The sequence below is a fragment of the Acinetobacter sp. CIP 64.7 genome (genome assembly GCF_000369745.1).
GTDB lineage: Bacteria > Pseudomonadota > Gammaproteobacteria > Pseudomonadales > Moraxellaceae > Acinetobacter > Acinetobacter fasciculus.
Genome location: NZ_KB850183.1, coordinates 16,941 through 34,052, shown reverse-complemented (window position 1 = coordinate 34,052; position 17,112 = coordinate 16,941). Strand labels below are relative to the sequence as shown.

At 39.3% G+C, this 17,112-nt stretch carries 13 protein-coding genes and 1 pseudogene; 3 read left to right on the top strand and 11 right to left on the bottom strand.

Features of this window, described 5'->3' with window-relative positions:
* Positions 1 to 2: 2 nt before the first annotated feature.
* Entirely contained in the window at positions 3 to 866 is an 864-nt protein-coding gene (locus F890_RS16925) for a beta-1,6-N-acetylglucosaminyltransferase (protein ID WP_005268151.1), read from the top strand.
* A 58-nt stretch (positions 867 to 924) separates the two neighbouring features.
* Here the strand turns inward: F890_RS16925 and F890_RS16920 are convergent, their stop codons facing one another.
* From F890_RS16920 to F890_RS16895, 6 genes are all read right to left on the bottom strand, one after another.
* Complete coding sequence (locus F890_RS16920; protein WP_005268149.1) at positions 925 to 2,295, bottom strand: phosphohexomutase domain-containing protein; 1,371 nt, start codon at positions 2,293 to 2,295, stop codon at positions 925 to 927.
* A 196-nt stretch (positions 2,296 to 2,491) separates the two neighbouring features.
* On the bottom strand, positions 2,492 to 4,081 hold the full coding sequence (locus tag F890_RS16915; RefSeq protein WP_005268148.1) for a Tn7-like element transposition protein TnsE: 1,590 nt from the start codon (positions 4,079 to 4,081) through the stop codon (positions 2,492 to 2,494).
* Positions 4,074 to 5,615 (bottom strand): TnsD family Tn7-like transposition protein, encoded by a 1,542-nt coding sequence (locus F890_RS16910; protein WP_005268147.1) that lies wholly within the window; start codon positions 5,613 to 5,615, stop codon positions 4,074 to 4,076. Before F890_RS16910 ends, F890_RS16915 begins: the two co-directional genes overlap by 8 nt.
* Before the next feature lie 26 nt (positions 5,616 to 5,641).
* Positions 5,642 to 7,324 carry an AAA family ATPase gene (locus F890_RS16905; RefSeq protein WP_005268146.1) on the bottom strand — a complete coding sequence of 561 codons (1,683 nt, stop codon included), beginning with the start codon at positions 7,322 to 7,324 and terminating at the stop codon, positions 5,642 to 5,644.
* Positions 7,321 to 9,441, bottom strand: coding sequence for a Mu transposase C-terminal domain-containing protein (locus F890_RS16900; RefSeq protein WP_005268145.1), 2,121 nt, complete (start codon positions 9,439 to 9,441; stop codon positions 7,321 to 7,323). Before F890_RS16900 ends, F890_RS16905 begins: the two co-directional genes overlap by 4 nt.
* On the bottom strand, positions 9,428 to 10,231 hold the full coding sequence (locus F890_RS16895) for a heteromeric transposase endonuclease subunit TnsA (protein WP_005268144.1): 804 nt from the start codon (positions 10,229 to 10,231) through the stop codon (positions 9,428 to 9,430). Before F890_RS16895 ends, F890_RS16900 begins: the two co-directional genes overlap by 14 nt.
* Before the next feature lie 431 nt (positions 10,232 to 10,662).
* Between F890_RS16895 and F890_RS16890 the strand changes: the two genes are divergently transcribed.
* On the top strand, positions 10,663 to 10,929 hold the full coding sequence (locus F890_RS16890; RefSeq protein ID WP_004728824.1) for a type II toxin-antitoxin system TacA family antitoxin: 267 nt from the start codon (positions 10,663 to 10,665) through the stop codon (positions 10,927 to 10,929).
* A pseudogene (locus F890_RS18400) lies at positions 10,919 to 11,400 on the top strand (GNAT family N-acetyltransferase). The gene F890_RS16890 and the pseudogene F890_RS18400 overlap by 11 nt, the downstream one beginning before the upstream one ends.
* Before the next feature lie 591 nt (positions 11,401 to 11,991).
* On the opposite strand, the gene glmS reads toward F890_RS18400, so the two are convergent.
* The 5 genes from glmS to nusB are packed head-to-tail and all read right to left on the bottom strand — an operon-like array spanning position 11,992 to position 17,111.
* Complete coding sequence (gene glmS, locus F890_RS16885) at positions 11,992 to 13,830, bottom strand: glutamine--fructose-6-phosphate transaminase (isomerizing) (RefSeq protein WP_005268142.1); 1,839 nt, start codon at positions 13,828 to 13,830, stop codon at positions 11,992 to 11,994.
* Positions 13,831 to 13,842: 12 nt separating this feature from the next.
* Complete coding sequence (glmU, locus tag F890_RS16880; RefSeq protein WP_005268139.1) at positions 13,843 to 15,207, bottom strand: bifunctional UDP-N-acetylglucosamine diphosphorylase/glucosamine-1-phosphate N-acetyltransferase GlmU; 1,365 nt, start codon at positions 15,205 to 15,207, stop codon at positions 13,843 to 13,845.
* A 20-nt stretch (positions 15,208 to 15,227) separates the two neighbouring features.
* Positions 15,228 to 15,749, bottom strand: a complete 522-nt coding sequence (locus F890_RS16875; protein ID WP_026056540.1) for a phosphatidylglycerophosphatase A family protein — start codon at positions 15,747 to 15,749, stop codon at positions 15,228 to 15,230.
* A complete protein-coding gene (gene thiL / locus F890_RS16870; RefSeq protein ID WP_005268136.1) occupies positions 15,727 to 16,644 on the bottom strand; it encodes a thiamine-phosphate kinase in 918 nt (305 codons plus the stop codon). Before thiL ends, F890_RS16875 begins: the two co-directional genes overlap by 23 nt.
* A gap of 17 nt (positions 16,645 to 16,661) precedes the next feature.
* On the bottom strand, positions 16,662 to 17,111 hold the full coding sequence (nusB, locus tag F890_RS16865) for a transcription antitermination factor NusB (protein WP_005173752.1): 450 nt from the start codon (positions 17,109 to 17,111) through the stop codon (positions 16,662 to 16,664).
* Position 17,112 lies beyond the last annotated feature (1 nt).

Sequence of the window (17,112 nt, the reverse complement as noted above, 5' to 3'; positions counted from 1 at the left end):
CTATGAATTTTGTATATGGAATTATTTGTCACCAATTAACAAATCCATTGATCTTTTTAGTCAATGAGTTAATTAAAAGTCCTCATAGTATAATTATAATCCATGTTGATAAAAAAACAGATATTCATACTATAAAAAGTCAAATTCTAGAGCATGCACAAATTCACTTTATAGAAGATAGAGTAGATGTGCAGTGGGGAGGGTATAGTCAAATTGATGCCACTCTTAAATTACTAAATTGTGCACAAGAATTTGATTATAAGTATTTTTCTCTATTATCTGGTGATGATATTCCTTTAAAAGATATCAATACCATAGAAAAATTTCTGCTTGAATCTGGGAAAGAGTTTTTAGGGCACGATAAATACGTTGATCCAATACCTAGAGTTAAATATATTTATCCTGATTTTTTCTACGAAAGAAACAAATCTTTCATCAAAAAAATAGCTTGTAAAATTATTAGCAATCTTCACAAGTTAGGTTTTCTAAAGCAAAATCTAGATCAGCTGCCTATTCTTTATAAAGGAACCTCTTGGTTTACCTTAAGTAAAGAAGCAATCCAATATATATTAAAATATATAGAAAAAAATCCAAATTATGATGTGGCGTTTCAGAAATCGTATTGTGGAGATGAAGTTTACTTTCATACTATTATCTATAATTCACCATTTAAAGAAAACTTAAATTTAGATTATGGACTTACACCTCCAGAAATGGCTTTAAGATATATAGATTGGAAAACTGGCCCTGATTATCCTAGAATACTAGATGATATGGATTTCGATAGAATGCAGAAATCTAATACGTTATTTGCTCGGAAAATGAAAAAAAATATTAGCTTTGAACTATTGAAAAAAAATTTTTAAGCTAAATAAAAATGGGAGCAAAATTGCTCCCATTTTTATTGTACTGTATGCGTGAAGATTAACTCTGAATCAGCTGAGTCAATTCATCGACATAGTCCTGCATTGGTCGTGGATTATGATCACGACGGCTTTCAATATTTAGACGCAATAGCGGTTCAGTATTCGATGCACGCACATTAAAACGCCATGCACCAAAATTAAGGCTGACCCCATCGGTCTGATCGATCTCCGGCTGCTGATTGGCATAATGATCGAAAAGTTTTTGGATGGTTGCTTGGGTATCGGCGACTTTAAAGTTGATTTCACCACTGCATGGGAACTTGGCGATCATCTCCTCCACCAGAGAAGATAAGGATTTTCCTGTTTCAGACAGTACTACTATCGCCAGTAACCATGGAATCATGCCGCTATCGCAATAGGCAAAGTCACGGAAATAATGATGGGCACTCATTTCACCGCCATAGGCCGCATTATGCTCACGCATCACATCTTTAATAAAGGCGTGACCTGACTTCGACTGCACCGTAATCCCTTGGTATTGTTCCACGATATCCAGGGTATTCCAGACCAAACGCGGATCATGTACAATTTTCTCACCCGATTGTTTTAGCAAGAAGGCTTGAGCCAGAAGGCCGACAATATAATAGCCTTCAATAAACTGGCCTTTTTCATCGAACAGGAAGCAGCGGTCAAAGTCACCATCCCAGGCAATGCCCATATCTGCGCCATGCTGAATGACAGCATCACGGGTGCTGTCACGGTTTTCAGTTAAAATCGGATTGGGAATCCCGTTCGGGAAATTGCCGTCAGCTTCATGATGAATTTTGATAAATTCGACCGGAATATTGAGTTGTTGAAACTTTTGCTCAATGGCATCAATCACATGGCCTGCTGCTCCATTCCCGGCATTCATGACCAGTTTCATCGGACGGATTTTTGCCGGATCAATATAGCTCATCAGATGATTTACAAATTCAGGCAGAATATTATATTTCTCAGTACGGCCTTTATTGCTGACGTCAATAAATTCATCTGATTCTGCTAAAGCCTGAATCTCTTTAAGACCAGTATCGGCACTGATTGGACGGGCATTTTCACGTACCAGTTTCATGCCATTATAGTCCATCGGATTATGGCTGGCCGTGATTTCAATGCCACCTTGCACATCCAGATGGAAGGCGCCAAAATAGACTTCTTCCGTGCCGGTCATGCCCAGATCCAGAACATTGACACCCGCATCATTTAAACCGTGAATGGTGGCCTGTTTTAAGCTTTCACTGCTGAGTCGAATATCACAGCCAATCACCACGGTTTTTGGTTGATAGATCTGTCCATAGGCACGACCAATTCTATAGGCAATTTCTTCGTTCAGCTCGGCGCCGAGTTTGCCGCGAATATCATAGGCTTTAAAACAAGTGAGTTCTGTCATCTGAATTCTCTAAATAATTCCTGAGAAGTGAGGAAGTATCATTATAGGAGGAAAATAGTTCCTATATGCCAAGTTACTGTTTAACTTTTATATCTTCTTTAAAAATAGCTGTTTAAGTGTATAAAGTACTTATTCATCTAATTTTTAAAGTTTAGTACTTCAGCATGCTATTTTATATGTTAGCTCTTAGTGAAATTTATATCGATTTTACCTTTGCCAAGATCCGTTCCGCCCAGTCAGCGTAATAATTTACATCTTCTACCTCTTCCTTTTTTGAAGGATGATTAATTGTAGTTATTGCAGTAATACCTCTCATTTCAGATAGAAACTTTTTAGGCCAACTGAGTGATTGAAACAGTATTGAATTATTTAATATTTCTAAATCTGTCTCAATTAATCGTTGAGTTTTTTCTTCATATGGGAGTAATAAGGTAGAGATATTTTTTTTACCATCTGAAGTATCAATTTCACACAAATAAAATTGATGATTATTTTCTATGTTTAAAATTTTATAGACATAAAAGTAGCGTAATTGATTGTTTGCAAACTTATGCCCTCTGAAACGTTTATATTTTTTAAAAGGTGAGTTCTTTATTTCTTTGATTTTATATCCTTTTTTCTCAATTTGTTCCAGTAGTTTAATCAAGTCTTTATAAGTGACTCGCTCTAGTTGAATTTCTGATTCAGTTGTAAATCCAGGCACTGTACCCTCTATATCTCCTTCTCCACCAGCAAATCCTTCTTCTTGATTTTGATCTTTATCCATTTGCTTTCGTCTTTTACGTACTACAGTTTTAGCAGGAGGTGTCTCTAAAGAAATTTTTAATTCTTCAATTGTATAAATTTCTCCAGGTAGGTTTCTCAGCTTGGCCAGTAGTTTATCGATATCTGCCTCAGCATTTTTATTCAATTTCTCTTTAGGTTGACTCGCTGGTTTTGGTTTGTTTGAACCTTGCCCTTGAGCATTTTTGACCTGTTGTATGATTTTTTTTGAAGTGAAATGAAATTGAATAGGGCGGTTGATAGCTGTATCAAGATTTTTGAAAGATGTAATGCGCTCAATTCTGTAAATACCTGTTTCTTTATCATAAATTCCATCTACCGTTAGATCAATATTTTTAAGATCAGGCACTTCCATGTCAAAATTAAAACTTTTAGCGCCTTTTTGATCAATAATTGTTTTCTGATAAATACTAAGGAAGGCTTTATTTAAATCAGGCTGTAATAAAATTAAAGCGAGCTTCTTCAAAAAATGAGGATCAGAGACATCTGCGTTCATAATTTTTTTGTTTTTTGCTATATTAATATGAATAGCCTTTTCATCATTTCTATCCACTAAAACATCGGTTGAATAATTTTCTGCAAAAAGTGCCGCCCGAATTAAATAAGGATGAGAGAAAAATAAATCGCGGGCCAAGATAAGCTTAGGTATTTGAATAGTAATATTTTTCTTTAAAACTGTTGAGTAGTAATTAAATTCAAAACATATCCGGCCTTCATGTATTTTTTGATCCTCACCCTCCGGTAAAATAATAGTTCTAAATGTTGTGAAATTTACATGTTCAAGTGTGTGAGTGAATAATTTTGTAGGAGAGGCATCAATTTGGGTTCTATAGCGGTATAGAAGAACACTCTCAATCGGTAATTTAAGTTGAATAGGACGGTTAATAATAGGGTTAAACAAATGAGTATCAATATCAAACCGAGTTTGACCGCGTCGACTAATTTTTGTCGCAGTATAGTAAATCATCTCTTTTGGTAAAAAGTCGGTTGAACAATCACTCATTTTTTATTTCTTCCCAAATATTATTAAAAAATCGACGTGCTTCTGGCGTTAATCGCTGCTCACTTAATCCTGATACACGTAAAAAAACACTCGGTGGATAGTATTTATTCTCAGTTTGTTGACGAATATATGTTCGTGTCAGACGACGTATTTGATAACAATCCACCGACTCAGCGTAGCGCTCCAAAAATGCTTTGGTCAACGGCAGAAAATGCCAGTTTTTTTCAATTAGGCTGACATGCCCGAGTTGTTTAATTAAAAACTTTTTGGTCCATTGTGGGGAGTCTAAGTCTTCTAATAATTCATCACGTATTTTAATCAATTGTTTCATAAACTGACGATCCCGAATACTCCAATCGACACGTGGTTTGGGTAGAGAGAGTGGTGTCATGATAGCGGTTTGATTGATTTGTAACAGCCAATCTTTATGATTGCGATATAAACGTGCGTACAGTGCACCATCATGTTTACGAGCTAGTTTGACTGACATATCCTGAATCAATTGTATCCATTTCAGTTGATCATCTGACAGGACTTGGTAAGTCTTGTGTTTTACAGTGACAGGAATGGCTTGTTCCTCTATACCTACTGTCGCTAGATCCAAATACTGTTGGTATGTATAAATAGGACTTTGTTCGGGAACAAGTGCCTTTAATACGATGAGATGCTCAAGATAAGAAAATGCTTTACGATGTTTTCTACAGATATTCTTGAGCCAGCAGTTCTCAGAGCTCAGATCACCTAATTGATAATATTGAAGAAAACTTTCGCCCCAATAATCGACAACAAGCTGACGGACTTTTTCGTAATTGATATTTTTGCGATTTAATAGTAAATCTCTATCTTTTAAGAGAAGGAAATAAGTATCTGATAAAGTAGAAAAATCTTGCACACTAATGGATGTTGAATGAGCGAGTAGCTCTTCGATCAGTCCTGCAAGCTCGATATGATGATTTACGTCTTGAGGATTAAACACAAGCTGTGAAGAGTCTTTCAGTGCATTCAAATGAGCAAAATAGAATTTTCGGTCTATCCCATTACAAGACATAGAACTCACAGAAAGAGATTGCTGATGCCTTGTACAATATTCGTATCCAGTAATCTGCCAGCTGCGTTTCCAATAAACTTCACCGTATTGCTGCATCTGTTCTTGCCAGCAATGAGGGCAGAACCGGAAAAAACTCACAGCTTTGATCCGCGATGCATTTTTTCCTAATTTGGTATGCAGGGATTGATACTGCTCACCTCGCAATGCCTGCACAGCATAACGCATTACTGTATCAGGTTGAAATGGTTGATAAATTGGTAACAGGGTGTGTTGGTTGATTAAAATAAGCGCATCATAGTGATCTGGTAAGTAACTGGCCACCCTGTCTAGATGAGAAGGTAAATCGTAAGTTGGTGTCAAGTTCCTATTATTGAATAATTCTTCAGTGAGATATTTTGGACTCAGAATCCCATTGTGAACAGCATAACGAGCAATCACACTGTAAATCAATTCATTTGGATATGGTGCTGGAAAATTTGAAATCATGATACCTTACCCTCCATTTTTTCTGCTTAATGCAAAATGGGACGGGTAGGATCAAACAAATAGTGAGATGATTTTAATAACTCATAAACATCTACTTCCTGTTCTTGTGCCTGACTGAAAAAAACTCGTAAGTCATTGGCTTCAGTACTTTTCCATTCCTCCGGCTTCATGACTTTACGAGATGTCCGTGGCTTCCTTGCCGGAGTCGTGGTTTGATGCTGTTTAAACTTATCTTCTGCTACAGGGCTGTCTAATACTTCCAGAATATGCTGGAGGAGTACCTGTAAGTTTTCGTTTGGATATTTTTTTAATGCAGAAGTGACATGCGGTTCTATTGTAGCGGCGGGATGACCTAATACTGTCAGCATACCTATTAAAGTAGAATAATGCGGTCCCAGATCTTTATGCTGTTTTTCTGTTTTTAATGCGGCTTTAAAACGGTGTTGTTCAACATACTCCTCAATTTGAACTTGAGGGATAGTGAGGTCAGAATACCGTGCAATACGTGCAGGATTGCCTGAACGCAGTGCATCTAGAATATCGTGGACTGGCTGCAATTGTTCTTCGTAGACTTTTTTAAATAATTCTGAGGTGATTTTTTCCAGACCGATGGTGATTGCATGAATTTGTACCAGACAGAACAACTTAACCACTAGATCCGGAATACCTTGCGTATAATAATACCAAGTGGCTCTTAATTCATCGGTCAGTTCAGCTGGTTGTTGAACCCACTGATACTGCCATAGCTTATTTGTAAAAGCATGCCATTCAGAAATAATCATTTGATCGGGAGTACTAGGATCGGGGGTAGGGGCTTCATTACGCATAGGTTCCCAGATTAAAGAGCCTAATCCTGCACTGCGTCTAGCTGATCTCAAGTCTTCTTGCAAAATTTCATTGGCTTTGGGTGTCCCAATCATCACGATCGGAATGGATGCGACATTCACCAAAGTTACAAAGAAATTAAGAATAATCTCGGCCCCACCAGATTTTTTTGTATTCAAATGCTGGATTTCATCAATGATTAAAAGTCCAATTGAATAGTTATTTGCGATGATTTTCATCTGCTGCAGCATGGCATTTACATTTAAGCGGCTTCTGGTAAAACGATGCTCGAAGTTAGTATCTCCTAATGCTAAATCTACTGCTCTAAAAAAGTTTGAGCATAAGTTTTTTAAAGAGCTGTCATGCGGGCAATCAATTTTAAGATAAACAATTTGCTTTAACCCCAGTTCTTTATGCTCAATCACTTGCGGATAATAACGCAAAATCTTGTTCATCGTGGTCGTTTTCCCACTCCCAGAACATCCTATAATAGACATACTAGTGGCTGTCGATTCTGGAGGAGCGTAGCGGTAAGAGCTTTCGTTTGAAGGTTCTAGTTGTTGAAAAGCCGCGTGCAAATGCCTGTGTCGATCACCATTATTGATGTTTCTACTCACATAACCTTGCCGGATCATGATAGAAATTTTTTGTTCAAGGGATAGATGTTTGGTGAGTGGTTGGAAAAAATCATGAGGCAGTTGAGCAATTAGATGAATTCTTTCTGGTTGAGGCAAAAAACGCTGCTCTGGAATAAATTTTAATTTCCCTCGTAGATGTTTAATAACCGACTTCGTGTCAAGAATGGGCGGTAATTGAGTAATGAGAGGATTATCCCCATAGATGTCTTCTATCGATGTGTTGACCGCGAGTTCATTATTATTCATTCTTCATCGTCCTCTTCAAATAATTGTCTCATTAAGTCTGGTTGACTGGTCAAATCCAGATTGCTGCTGTGAGATGGGGGTGTTGGAGGATTGTCTTGGTTGGGATGGATAGTCCGGATAGAATTGACAGACCTATTTTGGAGATGTTCCTCACGTTCCACCTGAATTGCTTCTTGTTTGTTCTGACGAATATCCCGAGTACGTTGTGCTTTAGAAAGTTGGTGAACTCCTGCTTGAGCCTGCCGGCTCTGTGCTGTGTGGATGATTTTGTCAGTAAAATCCTGCAATTCACTGATGGCTACGGACTTTAGTTGTGAATGCTGTTTTTCAACAGTTTTGATTGCTTTTTGAATTTGTTCAGCTTCCCACCAGGTCAGATGCTGATATTGACGTGAGGCATCACTTAAGTGCGCTTCCCAGTATTCCAACTTATTTTCATCAAAGAAAACATAAATGGTATTTACTGAGTATGGGTCAAAACCAATCCGCAACTTTTTCGGGCGGGATTTGGTCGTGTTACGAATAAACCAGCCTTGTTGATGCATTTCCAGACATTGATAGAGTAAGCCTTTGACTTTAAGTCCCTTGTCACTTAAGGAGGCGTCGGTCCTAGGTAACAAGCCAACATATAGTGATTTGTTATCCACTTGTCTTAACATCCCAGTACGGTGCTGTAGACCCCACTGCCAGAGCTTAAGGGGGATAGAAGGCAGGTCAGTCGGCATATCGGCACTACGATCATATTTCGTCAAAATATCAAAATTATTGCGTAAAAAGACGCAGCTTAAGATGATTTTTCTGAACTCTTCCAGAGTTAGACAAGCTTCTAGTCGATAATCATGTCCGCCTTTCTTTTTTTCCTTGAATCCAGAAACAACACCAATATTCTCGTAGGATTTAAAGCGTGACTGAATGATTCCAAAAGCCCTCTCCACAATACCTTTGGCATCGCTTCGATACGGTGGCGCATTTTCAATACGAACAGAAAAGTTTTTTTCAAGAAGTTCAATTTGATAGCCAATTAGTTCACCGCGGTCTGCAAGTATGGCACCAGGTAAACCATAAATAGGCCAGTCTTCTGGTTGTATTTGCAAGCCATAACTCTGACAGAATGTCACTTTATCTTGGATTGCAACGCTGAGGCATTGTATGGCTGTATTAAAGGAACTGTTTTCCATGCCGACATAAAGCCCAGTAATCATCCGGCTGAATACATCGATAACAATATATACGGTAGGTCGGCCAATAATCTGTGATGGATCCCGTGATGATACAAGGTAGATGTCAGCGATTGTTGAATCTATCTCATAACGTGCACCAGGACCATTTGCTTGCTTGGTCGCTGTTGAAGTCAGAGGTTTGTGATCTTTCAGAGTTTTCTGATTCTTCAGAATTTCCTTGGAATTGTTCTTATTTCTATATCGCTTATTATAAAAATAATAGAATTGGGCATAGGTTGGAATATCTGCGGCTTGCACTTGATGAAAGTGCTTAGAAAATAAATTTTTAAACCGAAGATAAGTTTCGTTAATGGATTGTTTTTTGACAGGAACTAAATACTCTTCGATGGCTTTCTTAAAATATAATTCAACCTGTTCAGTGATATTCTTACCTTCATTCGATTCATAGATGCGTGGTCTGCCAATTTTTTTATCACCTATAGCTCTTTTTTGGCCTTTTCCACCTGAGTTTTCATAGTCCGGTACCAAAGCATTTATCGTTTGACCACGCTGCCAGTAGCGTCTTAGGAGTCGTAGAATTTTATTAATTGATACCTCTTTCTCTAGATGTATAGTTTTAATTTTTGCAGTCCTGATTTTTGTATTGATAAGAACTTGTTCATCATTAATTAAATCTTGAATAATTAAAAAGTTTTCATCTCTTTTTTTGAGTTGAATAGAATCTTCACTCAAGTTTAATCGTTTTAAGTATTCATAAGGATCTTGCGCTGGTATCAGGCTTTGATCATCTGAGAGAGTTTGAAGTTCCTTAGACAAAATGAGTTCAGGAAAAGCATTTTTATTATCAATCGCAATCCATACCGTATACTGCGGTAAGAATTTGAGTATTCGGTATTGTGTTGAATTCAAGATGTAAACTGAATTAATTAGTTGCATGGACTGTATTCTCATTCTGGAGCAAATTACTTGCATGAATATCAGAGAGTTTAAGCTCCAAGTACGAAATTTCTAGATTAAATTGAAGTATTCGCAGTGCAAATAATTTTCTAAACGATGCGAGCGTCGCTCCGATACCCATTTTTTGAGTTTGGTCAGAATGCTTACAAAATTGGATTAATGAGCTTTGAGGGTACTGGCTAATTTCTTCCATAAAATAAACTGCTTGATCAATCATGTGATTTGTTATTTCAAGGTCATTTTTTTCTACATACAGCCATTTAATGTTCTCTAGTACCGTAGCAGGAATGTCTTTTTCAGTGATCAGCTTGAATGGCGTATTGTGCTCTTCTTCCCAGTAACGACGTTTAATTTCTAAAGACTCAATAATATGTGCTTTATTCAAATCCTTACTATAAAGAGTGTCGAGGGCTATAGAAAACTTACCAAAATCAACTAAAAAATCTGAAGATAGGGTAAAAGGTAGATAATCAACCGATACCTTTTTCATCCGGTAACGAGAACAGATGGAGTTAAGATCATAGATATCCAAAGGATAATGTTCACGAATATCTGTAACGTTCTGATTCCAGTCAAGCAGCAAAAAGGTGGATAACTCTAGATCAGAAAACAAGTGGTGAAGACGTTTACTCACACGACCTTGTACTCTATGAGAGCGACCAATTGAACTGAAGTTATGAACAGTTTTGCAAGATTTATAATTTCGTCCATGGCCTTGGCCATATCCTTCTTTTACTAATTCCTCATAGTTTTTTATAATTTTTGTCATACAGAAGACCTATGAATTTTGGTTGATAATTCATCATATCTCAAGGAAGATAATTTTGTATTTGGCATAAATATACAAACTTAAATATATTTATATACAAACAAAATTTTATAATTTTTATTTAATTGTTTTTTAAATTCAGTAGCTTAATAATTTATCGGGTATTTTAGCACTCAATTGCTGAGTTTAAAAAACGTTTAGGATAGGCAAAAGTATTCAAATTACATCTTAGTAAACATCGTTGCATATTTTTATGTAAACCAACTGCATATTCAGACTCAAACCCGACCATTCATTCTGGTTCATAGTAAAATGCTTATTTTCTATTCCAAATATTTTAATAAAACAAAATATGCAAATTTGAATCTTAAAGTACTGCCTTAATCTGCTATAACTTGTACATCATATTGATGCACAAGTTGGTGGGAAATATGGCTAACTTAGCAACAGAACGAATCAATGTTCGTTCAACTGTAGATGCAAAGAATGTAATTGAGCAAGCTGCGAATTTATTGGGTCTTAGTGTGAGTTCCTTTATGATCCAATCCTCATTTGAACGAGCAAAAGAATTACTTAAATATCATCACGAGTTAAAAGTAAATAATGCTGATCGTGATATGTTAATGAATTTGCTTGAAAATCCACGCCCTGCAAATGATGAGATGAAAAAATTAATGAGTTTATTGGATGAAAATTGAGGTTTTACAAGACCATCATCAGAAAAAATCATTTAATTGTGGGCAAGATGATCTAAATAAATCCATAAAATAATACACATCCCAACATCAGAAATCAGGAACAAGTAAAACCTATGTTGCTATTGATGATGATACACAGTAGGTGAGAGGATTTTATTGTCTATCAAGTACCTCTATAGGATTTAATGCTATTTTCACTAAACGATTACCTCGTTATCCATTACCTTGTGTGGTTGTGGGTCGCTTTGCCGTTGATCAAGCAGCGCAGGGCAAGGAATTGGAAAAGTACTTTTAGCTCAGGCTCTTAAACAAGTTTCAAAAGTTGCTCAAATTATTGGTGTTAATTTTGTTGTAATACATGCAAAAGATCAAAAAGCCATAGAGTTTTATCAGCGTTTTGGCTTTATCTCATTAACATCAAATCCATTAACATTAATATATCCAGTGAATGAAATACCTAATTTTAAATAAGGTGGGCTGCTAGTAACAGGAATAGCTAGTAGACTTATTCAGAATTTGCACATAGCTCCTTATCCCTTATTTTGCTTTATGACCAAATATTGCGCCTAATTATGGGAATTTAATTAAGTTTGTTTTATTTTTTTTCTTAAGTTGTTGATATTAATTGTTCTTTATATTTTAATTTTAAAATTAAGTTTGTATTAAAATTTGGTATCCTGAGTTTTAAGTGAAATTAAGTTTGTATTAGATTCTTCCACTTTAAAATACGAATTCTTGCTCAGAAAGGGGAAGCATACTTTAAATAAAAATGAAATGTTTTCAAGGTGAGGTCAAAAAGGGATGCTTTTTGAATCTAGGGTGGGATTTTTATATATTTATATTGTTGAATATATTAGTAATAATTTTATATTTCTGGGGTGATTCTAATTTGAATTTAATTATATTAAAAACCCTGTAGACTTGGTGAAGAATCACTAGGTCTACAGGGTAGGGTTTTGTTCGTTTACTTCATTAATATACAAACTTAAATAATTAAATCTAAACTTAATTATTTGATACAAACTTAATTATACGAACACACCAGCCCTGATTCAATTTTAATTATTCTACCGTAACCGATTTTGCCAGATTACGTGGCTGATCGACATCTGTACCACGCAGCACTGCCACATGATAAGACAGTAACTGCACCGGGATGCTATATACAATCGGTGCCAGCACTGCATTGACTGCCGGAATATGTACCACATGCTGACGCTCTTTGGCTTTAATGCCGCTGTTTTCATCGGCAAAGACAAACAGTTCGCCACCACGTGCCTGAACTTCTTCCATATTGGATTTCAGTTTATCCAGCATGTCATCTTGCGGTGCCAGAATCACCACCGGCATGTCATTGTCGACCAGTGCCAATGGACCATGTTTCAGCTCACCTGCAGCATAGCCTTCAGCATGAATATAGGAAATTTCTTTCAGCTTGAGTGCACCTTCCAGTGCGATCGGGAAGTGCGTACCACGGCCCAGGAACAGGCAATGCTGCTTTTCAACAAACAGCTCAGACAGACCTAAAATTTCATTATCATGACGTAAAGTGTCCAGAATCACTTTAGGCAAATGCCAGAGTTCTGTGCTGATCTTCGTCATCTGTTCTGTAGAAATGCTATTTTTGACCGAACCAATTTTTAATACCAACAGCATTAAAGCAGCAAGCTGGGTGGTAAAGGCTTTGGTAGACGCCACACCAATTTCAGGGCCTGCCAATGTCAACAGACTATGCTGGGTCTCACGTACCATCGATGATGTAGCGACATTACAGATAGTCATCGTAGTGATGTCTAGCCCTTTGGCCGCCGCACGTTTCTGTGTATCACGTAATGCAGCCAAGGTATCGGCAGTCTCACCGGATTGGGAAATACACACATAGAGTGTGTGATTCACAATGACTGGCGTACGATAACGGAATTCGCTGGCAATCTCGACCTGACACGGCAGATCAATCAGCTGTTCAAACCAGTATTTGGCAATCATGCCGGCATGATAACTGGTACCACAGGCAATAATCTGGATTTGCTGGATTTTTGCGAAGTCCTGTTCTGCACTGGCAAGGAAGTCTTCGCGCAAGTCATTACCATTTAAGGCTTGGGAAATGGTCTGTTTGATCGCTTCAGGCTGCTCATAAATTTCTTTGAGCATGTAGTGCTTATATTCACCTTTAGAGGCATTGCTGACCGCAGCATCCAGTTCCTTGACCGGACGATCGACCAGTTGACCATCGACAAAAACTTCAATCGTGGTGCGGGTCAAACGGGCAATATCACCTTCTTCCAGGTAGATAAAACGGTTGGTAATCGGGAGCAGCGCCAGCTGGTCAGAACTGATAAAGTTCTCGCCAATCCCCACACCAATGACGAGTGGCGAACCTTCACGTACGGTAATCAGTTCATCCGGATGATCTGTATGCACGATACCTAGGGCATAAGCACCTTTGAGTTGTGGTACCACCTGGCGCACAGCTTCCATTAAGCTGGGGGTGGATTTCAGGGCGTCATTGATCAGATGTGCAACCACTTCTGTATCGGTCTGTGAAGTAAAGACATAACCCAAAGCTTCAAGATCATCTTTGAGTTCTTGATAGTTCTCAATGATCCCGTTATGAACCACTGCCACATTTTCAGAAATATGCGGATGGGCATTTTCTTCAGTCGGTTTGCCATGGGTTGCCCAGCGTGTATGTGCAATGCCAAGTGAGCCGCTGATCTGTGATTCATTTACGGCCTGTTCAAGGTTCGCGACCTTGCCGACACGACGTTCACGCAGGACCTGGCTATTGTTGATGAGTGCCAAACCTGCTGAATCATAACCCCGGTATTCCAGGCGTTTTAAGCCTTCAATCAAAATATTGGTAATACTACGTTCTGCAATGCCACCGACGATACCACACATATTTATTCCCCCTTATTTCTTGATTTTTTGCGGACGTGGATAGTTTTCTTTGGCAAATTGCTTAGAACGTTCTACCGCCAAACTGTTGTCTTCCACATCACGAGTAATCGTCGAGCCTGCACCCACTGTAGCACCATTGCCAATTTTCACAGGTGCAACCAATGAACTGTTCGAACCAATGAAAGCCTGATCACCAATGATGGTTTTAAATTTATTCACACCATCATAATTGCAGGTAATGGTACCTGCACCAATATTAGAACCGGCACCGATTTCAGCATCCCCGAGATAGGTGAAGTGGTTGGCTTTAGAGCCTACGCCAATTGTGGTATTTTTCACTTCTACAAAGTTACCGATATGCACCTCGGCAGCAAGCTTCGCACCCGGACGCAGTCGTGCAAAAGGGCCAATCTGGGTATCTTCACCGACGATAGCATTGTCAAAAATGCTATATGGCTGAACCTTGGTGCCAGCTGCAATCTTGGTATTCTTGATAATACAGCCAGCGCCAATTTCAACGTTGTCGCCCAGCTCGCAATCACCTTCGATAATCACGTTGATATCAATGCGGACATCCTGACCGACAGTCAAATTGCCACGCAAGTCAAAGCGGCTTGGATCAATCAGATGTACGCCTTGCTGCATCAGCTGTTTTGCTTGATAAACCTGGAACTGACGTTCTAAAGCAGCCAGCTGCACCCGGTCATTTACCCCTTCAACTTCAAAAGCCTGCTCAGGTTCTACCGATGCAACTTGCATACCATCTGCCAAAGCCATCGCGACGATATCCGTCAGGTAATATTCACCTTGAGCATTGTCATTACTTAAACTTGGCAGCCATTGATGCAGTTTGGCATTGCTGACCGCATAAATACCGGTATTAATTTCTTTAATCTGACGTTGCTCTTCGGAAGCATCCTTGTGCTCAATAATGGCCTGGATCTGACCCTGTTCACGCACAATACGACCATAACCATTGGCATCTGGCAGGGTAAGCGTCACCAGACCAATACCGGTTGCTGCAGTGGCATCGAGTAATTTTTGTAAGGTTACAGGATTAATGCACGGCACATCGCCGGAAAGAATCAGCGAGACGCCGTCTTGTGGCAGGACAGGCAAGGTCATTTGTACGGCATGACCGGTACCCAGCTGTTCAGCCTGTTCGACCCATTTAATATCCTCTTGTGCAAATGCTGTCTGAACCCGATCACCGCCGTGACCATAAATCGTAATAATATTATCTGCGTTTAATTTTTTTGCCGTTTCAATGACATGACGCAGTAAAGGACGTCCTGCAAGGGGTTGTAATACTTTCGGTAAGCTAGAGCGCATGCGCGTTCCTTTACCTGCAGCAAGAATAATAACAGTCGTTGACATGTTCTAATCCTAAATATGGCTTATGCCACGATGAAGTAAAAATAAAGCAAAATACAAAGAGCCGCCCAAAGGCCGGCAATAATGTCATCCAGCATGATGCCGAAGCCACCAGCCACTTGACGATCAATCACCCTGATCGGCCAAGGTTTCCAGATATCAAATAACCTGAACAGGGCAAAACCGATGAGCAACCATAACCAGTTCATCTGGCCTAAATAGATCAGGGGCAAAAATGTGATGGATTGTCCGGCAAATTCATCCCAGACGATGCGGCCATCATCATGTACACCCATGACTCTAGCAGTATGCCCGCAGATATATATGCCAATCAGGGACATGATAGCAATGGCAAAAACACTGTTTAGAAAACCAAAATGCAGCCAGATAGGGATAAATAAAAGTGCAAAGGCCGAACCGAAAGTACCCGGTGCTTTGGGGATGAGACCGGAACCAAATCCTACCCCACTAAATACAATCAGTCGGTCGGTCCATGACATGGCTTTAAAATTGATCGCAGGTTTATGCAAAATGTTGATACCCATTAAATTGAAATAAATGGTCTGTGCCATCTTTTTCAAAAGTTAAGCCGTCTTGCTGCTGAATTGTGCCGATCATACTAATCGAAACATCAAGTTGTTTTTGCAATAATTTTTCGTAATTTTGCGAGCTTAGTGTAAAACATAATTCATAATCGTCACCACCTGCCAGTGCATACTGCCATTTTTGTGCATCGTCTAATGTCTGCAGGGTAGGACTGATCGGTAAGTTTTCGAGTTGCAGCTTTGCACCGACTTGAGAAGCTTTGAGAATATGTCCAAGATCTTGTGCCAAACCATCCGAGATATCAATCATGCTATGCGCCAGACCTTTTAGGGCAGCACCGAGCTGACAACGTGGCGTTGGATAATCCAGACGTTTTTGCAGTGGATGACCAAGATGCTGTAGTGCAAAAGCAGCATCTCCAACGGTGCCGCTGACACAGACCAGATCACCCGGTTTCGCCCCTGAGCGTGGCACAGCCTGGCCAATATCCACCCAGCCTAATGCAGTGACAGACAGGGTTAAATGAGGACTCTGAGTGGTATCACCACCGATTAAACTCACCCCAAATTGATCGCAGCAATCATATAGACCCTGACTAAAAGCTTTTAGCCAGTCATGATCAATCTGGGGTAGGCTCAATGCGAGTAAAATACTGTGCGGGGTTGCACCCATCGCAGCAATATCAGATAAATTGACAGCCACAGATTTCCAGCCAATCGCATGCGGATTGGTGTCCATTGGAAAATGGCGTCCAGCAACCAGGGTGTCGGCACAGATGACCAGTTGTTGCTGAGGAGGGGGGGTGAGCAAGGCTGAATCGTCACCGACGCCTAAATCGACAGAATTGGCATTCTTGCGATTGAAATAGGTGTCGATAATCGAAAATTCAGCCATCCAACATATCTACGCTATTAGTTAGACTGCTGTTTTTCTGCTGCACGCAAGGTTGTCGCTAAACGATCTAATACACCGTTGATGTATTTATGGCTGTCGGCACCGCCAAAATGTTTAGCCAGTTCGATTGCTTCATCCAGAACTACGCGATATGGAATCTCAAGATGTTCTTTGAGTTCATAGGCACCAAGACGAAGGGTTGCAAGCTCAACACCATCCAGTGCTGAAAGTTCGCGATCAAGTACCGGAACCAAGAGCGCATCCAGCTCTTCATGATTGGCAACCACTTGAGTCAACAATTCATGATAATAGCTCAGATCCACTTTGTGCATGGCATTTTCCACACGCGTACGTGCTTCAATCTCATGCACCGGATTGTGGCTCATCTGCCATTCATAAATTCCTTGTACAGCAAAGCGACGTGCTTTACGTTTTGCTGCATAAGTTGCTTGAAGTGTTTGCGACATA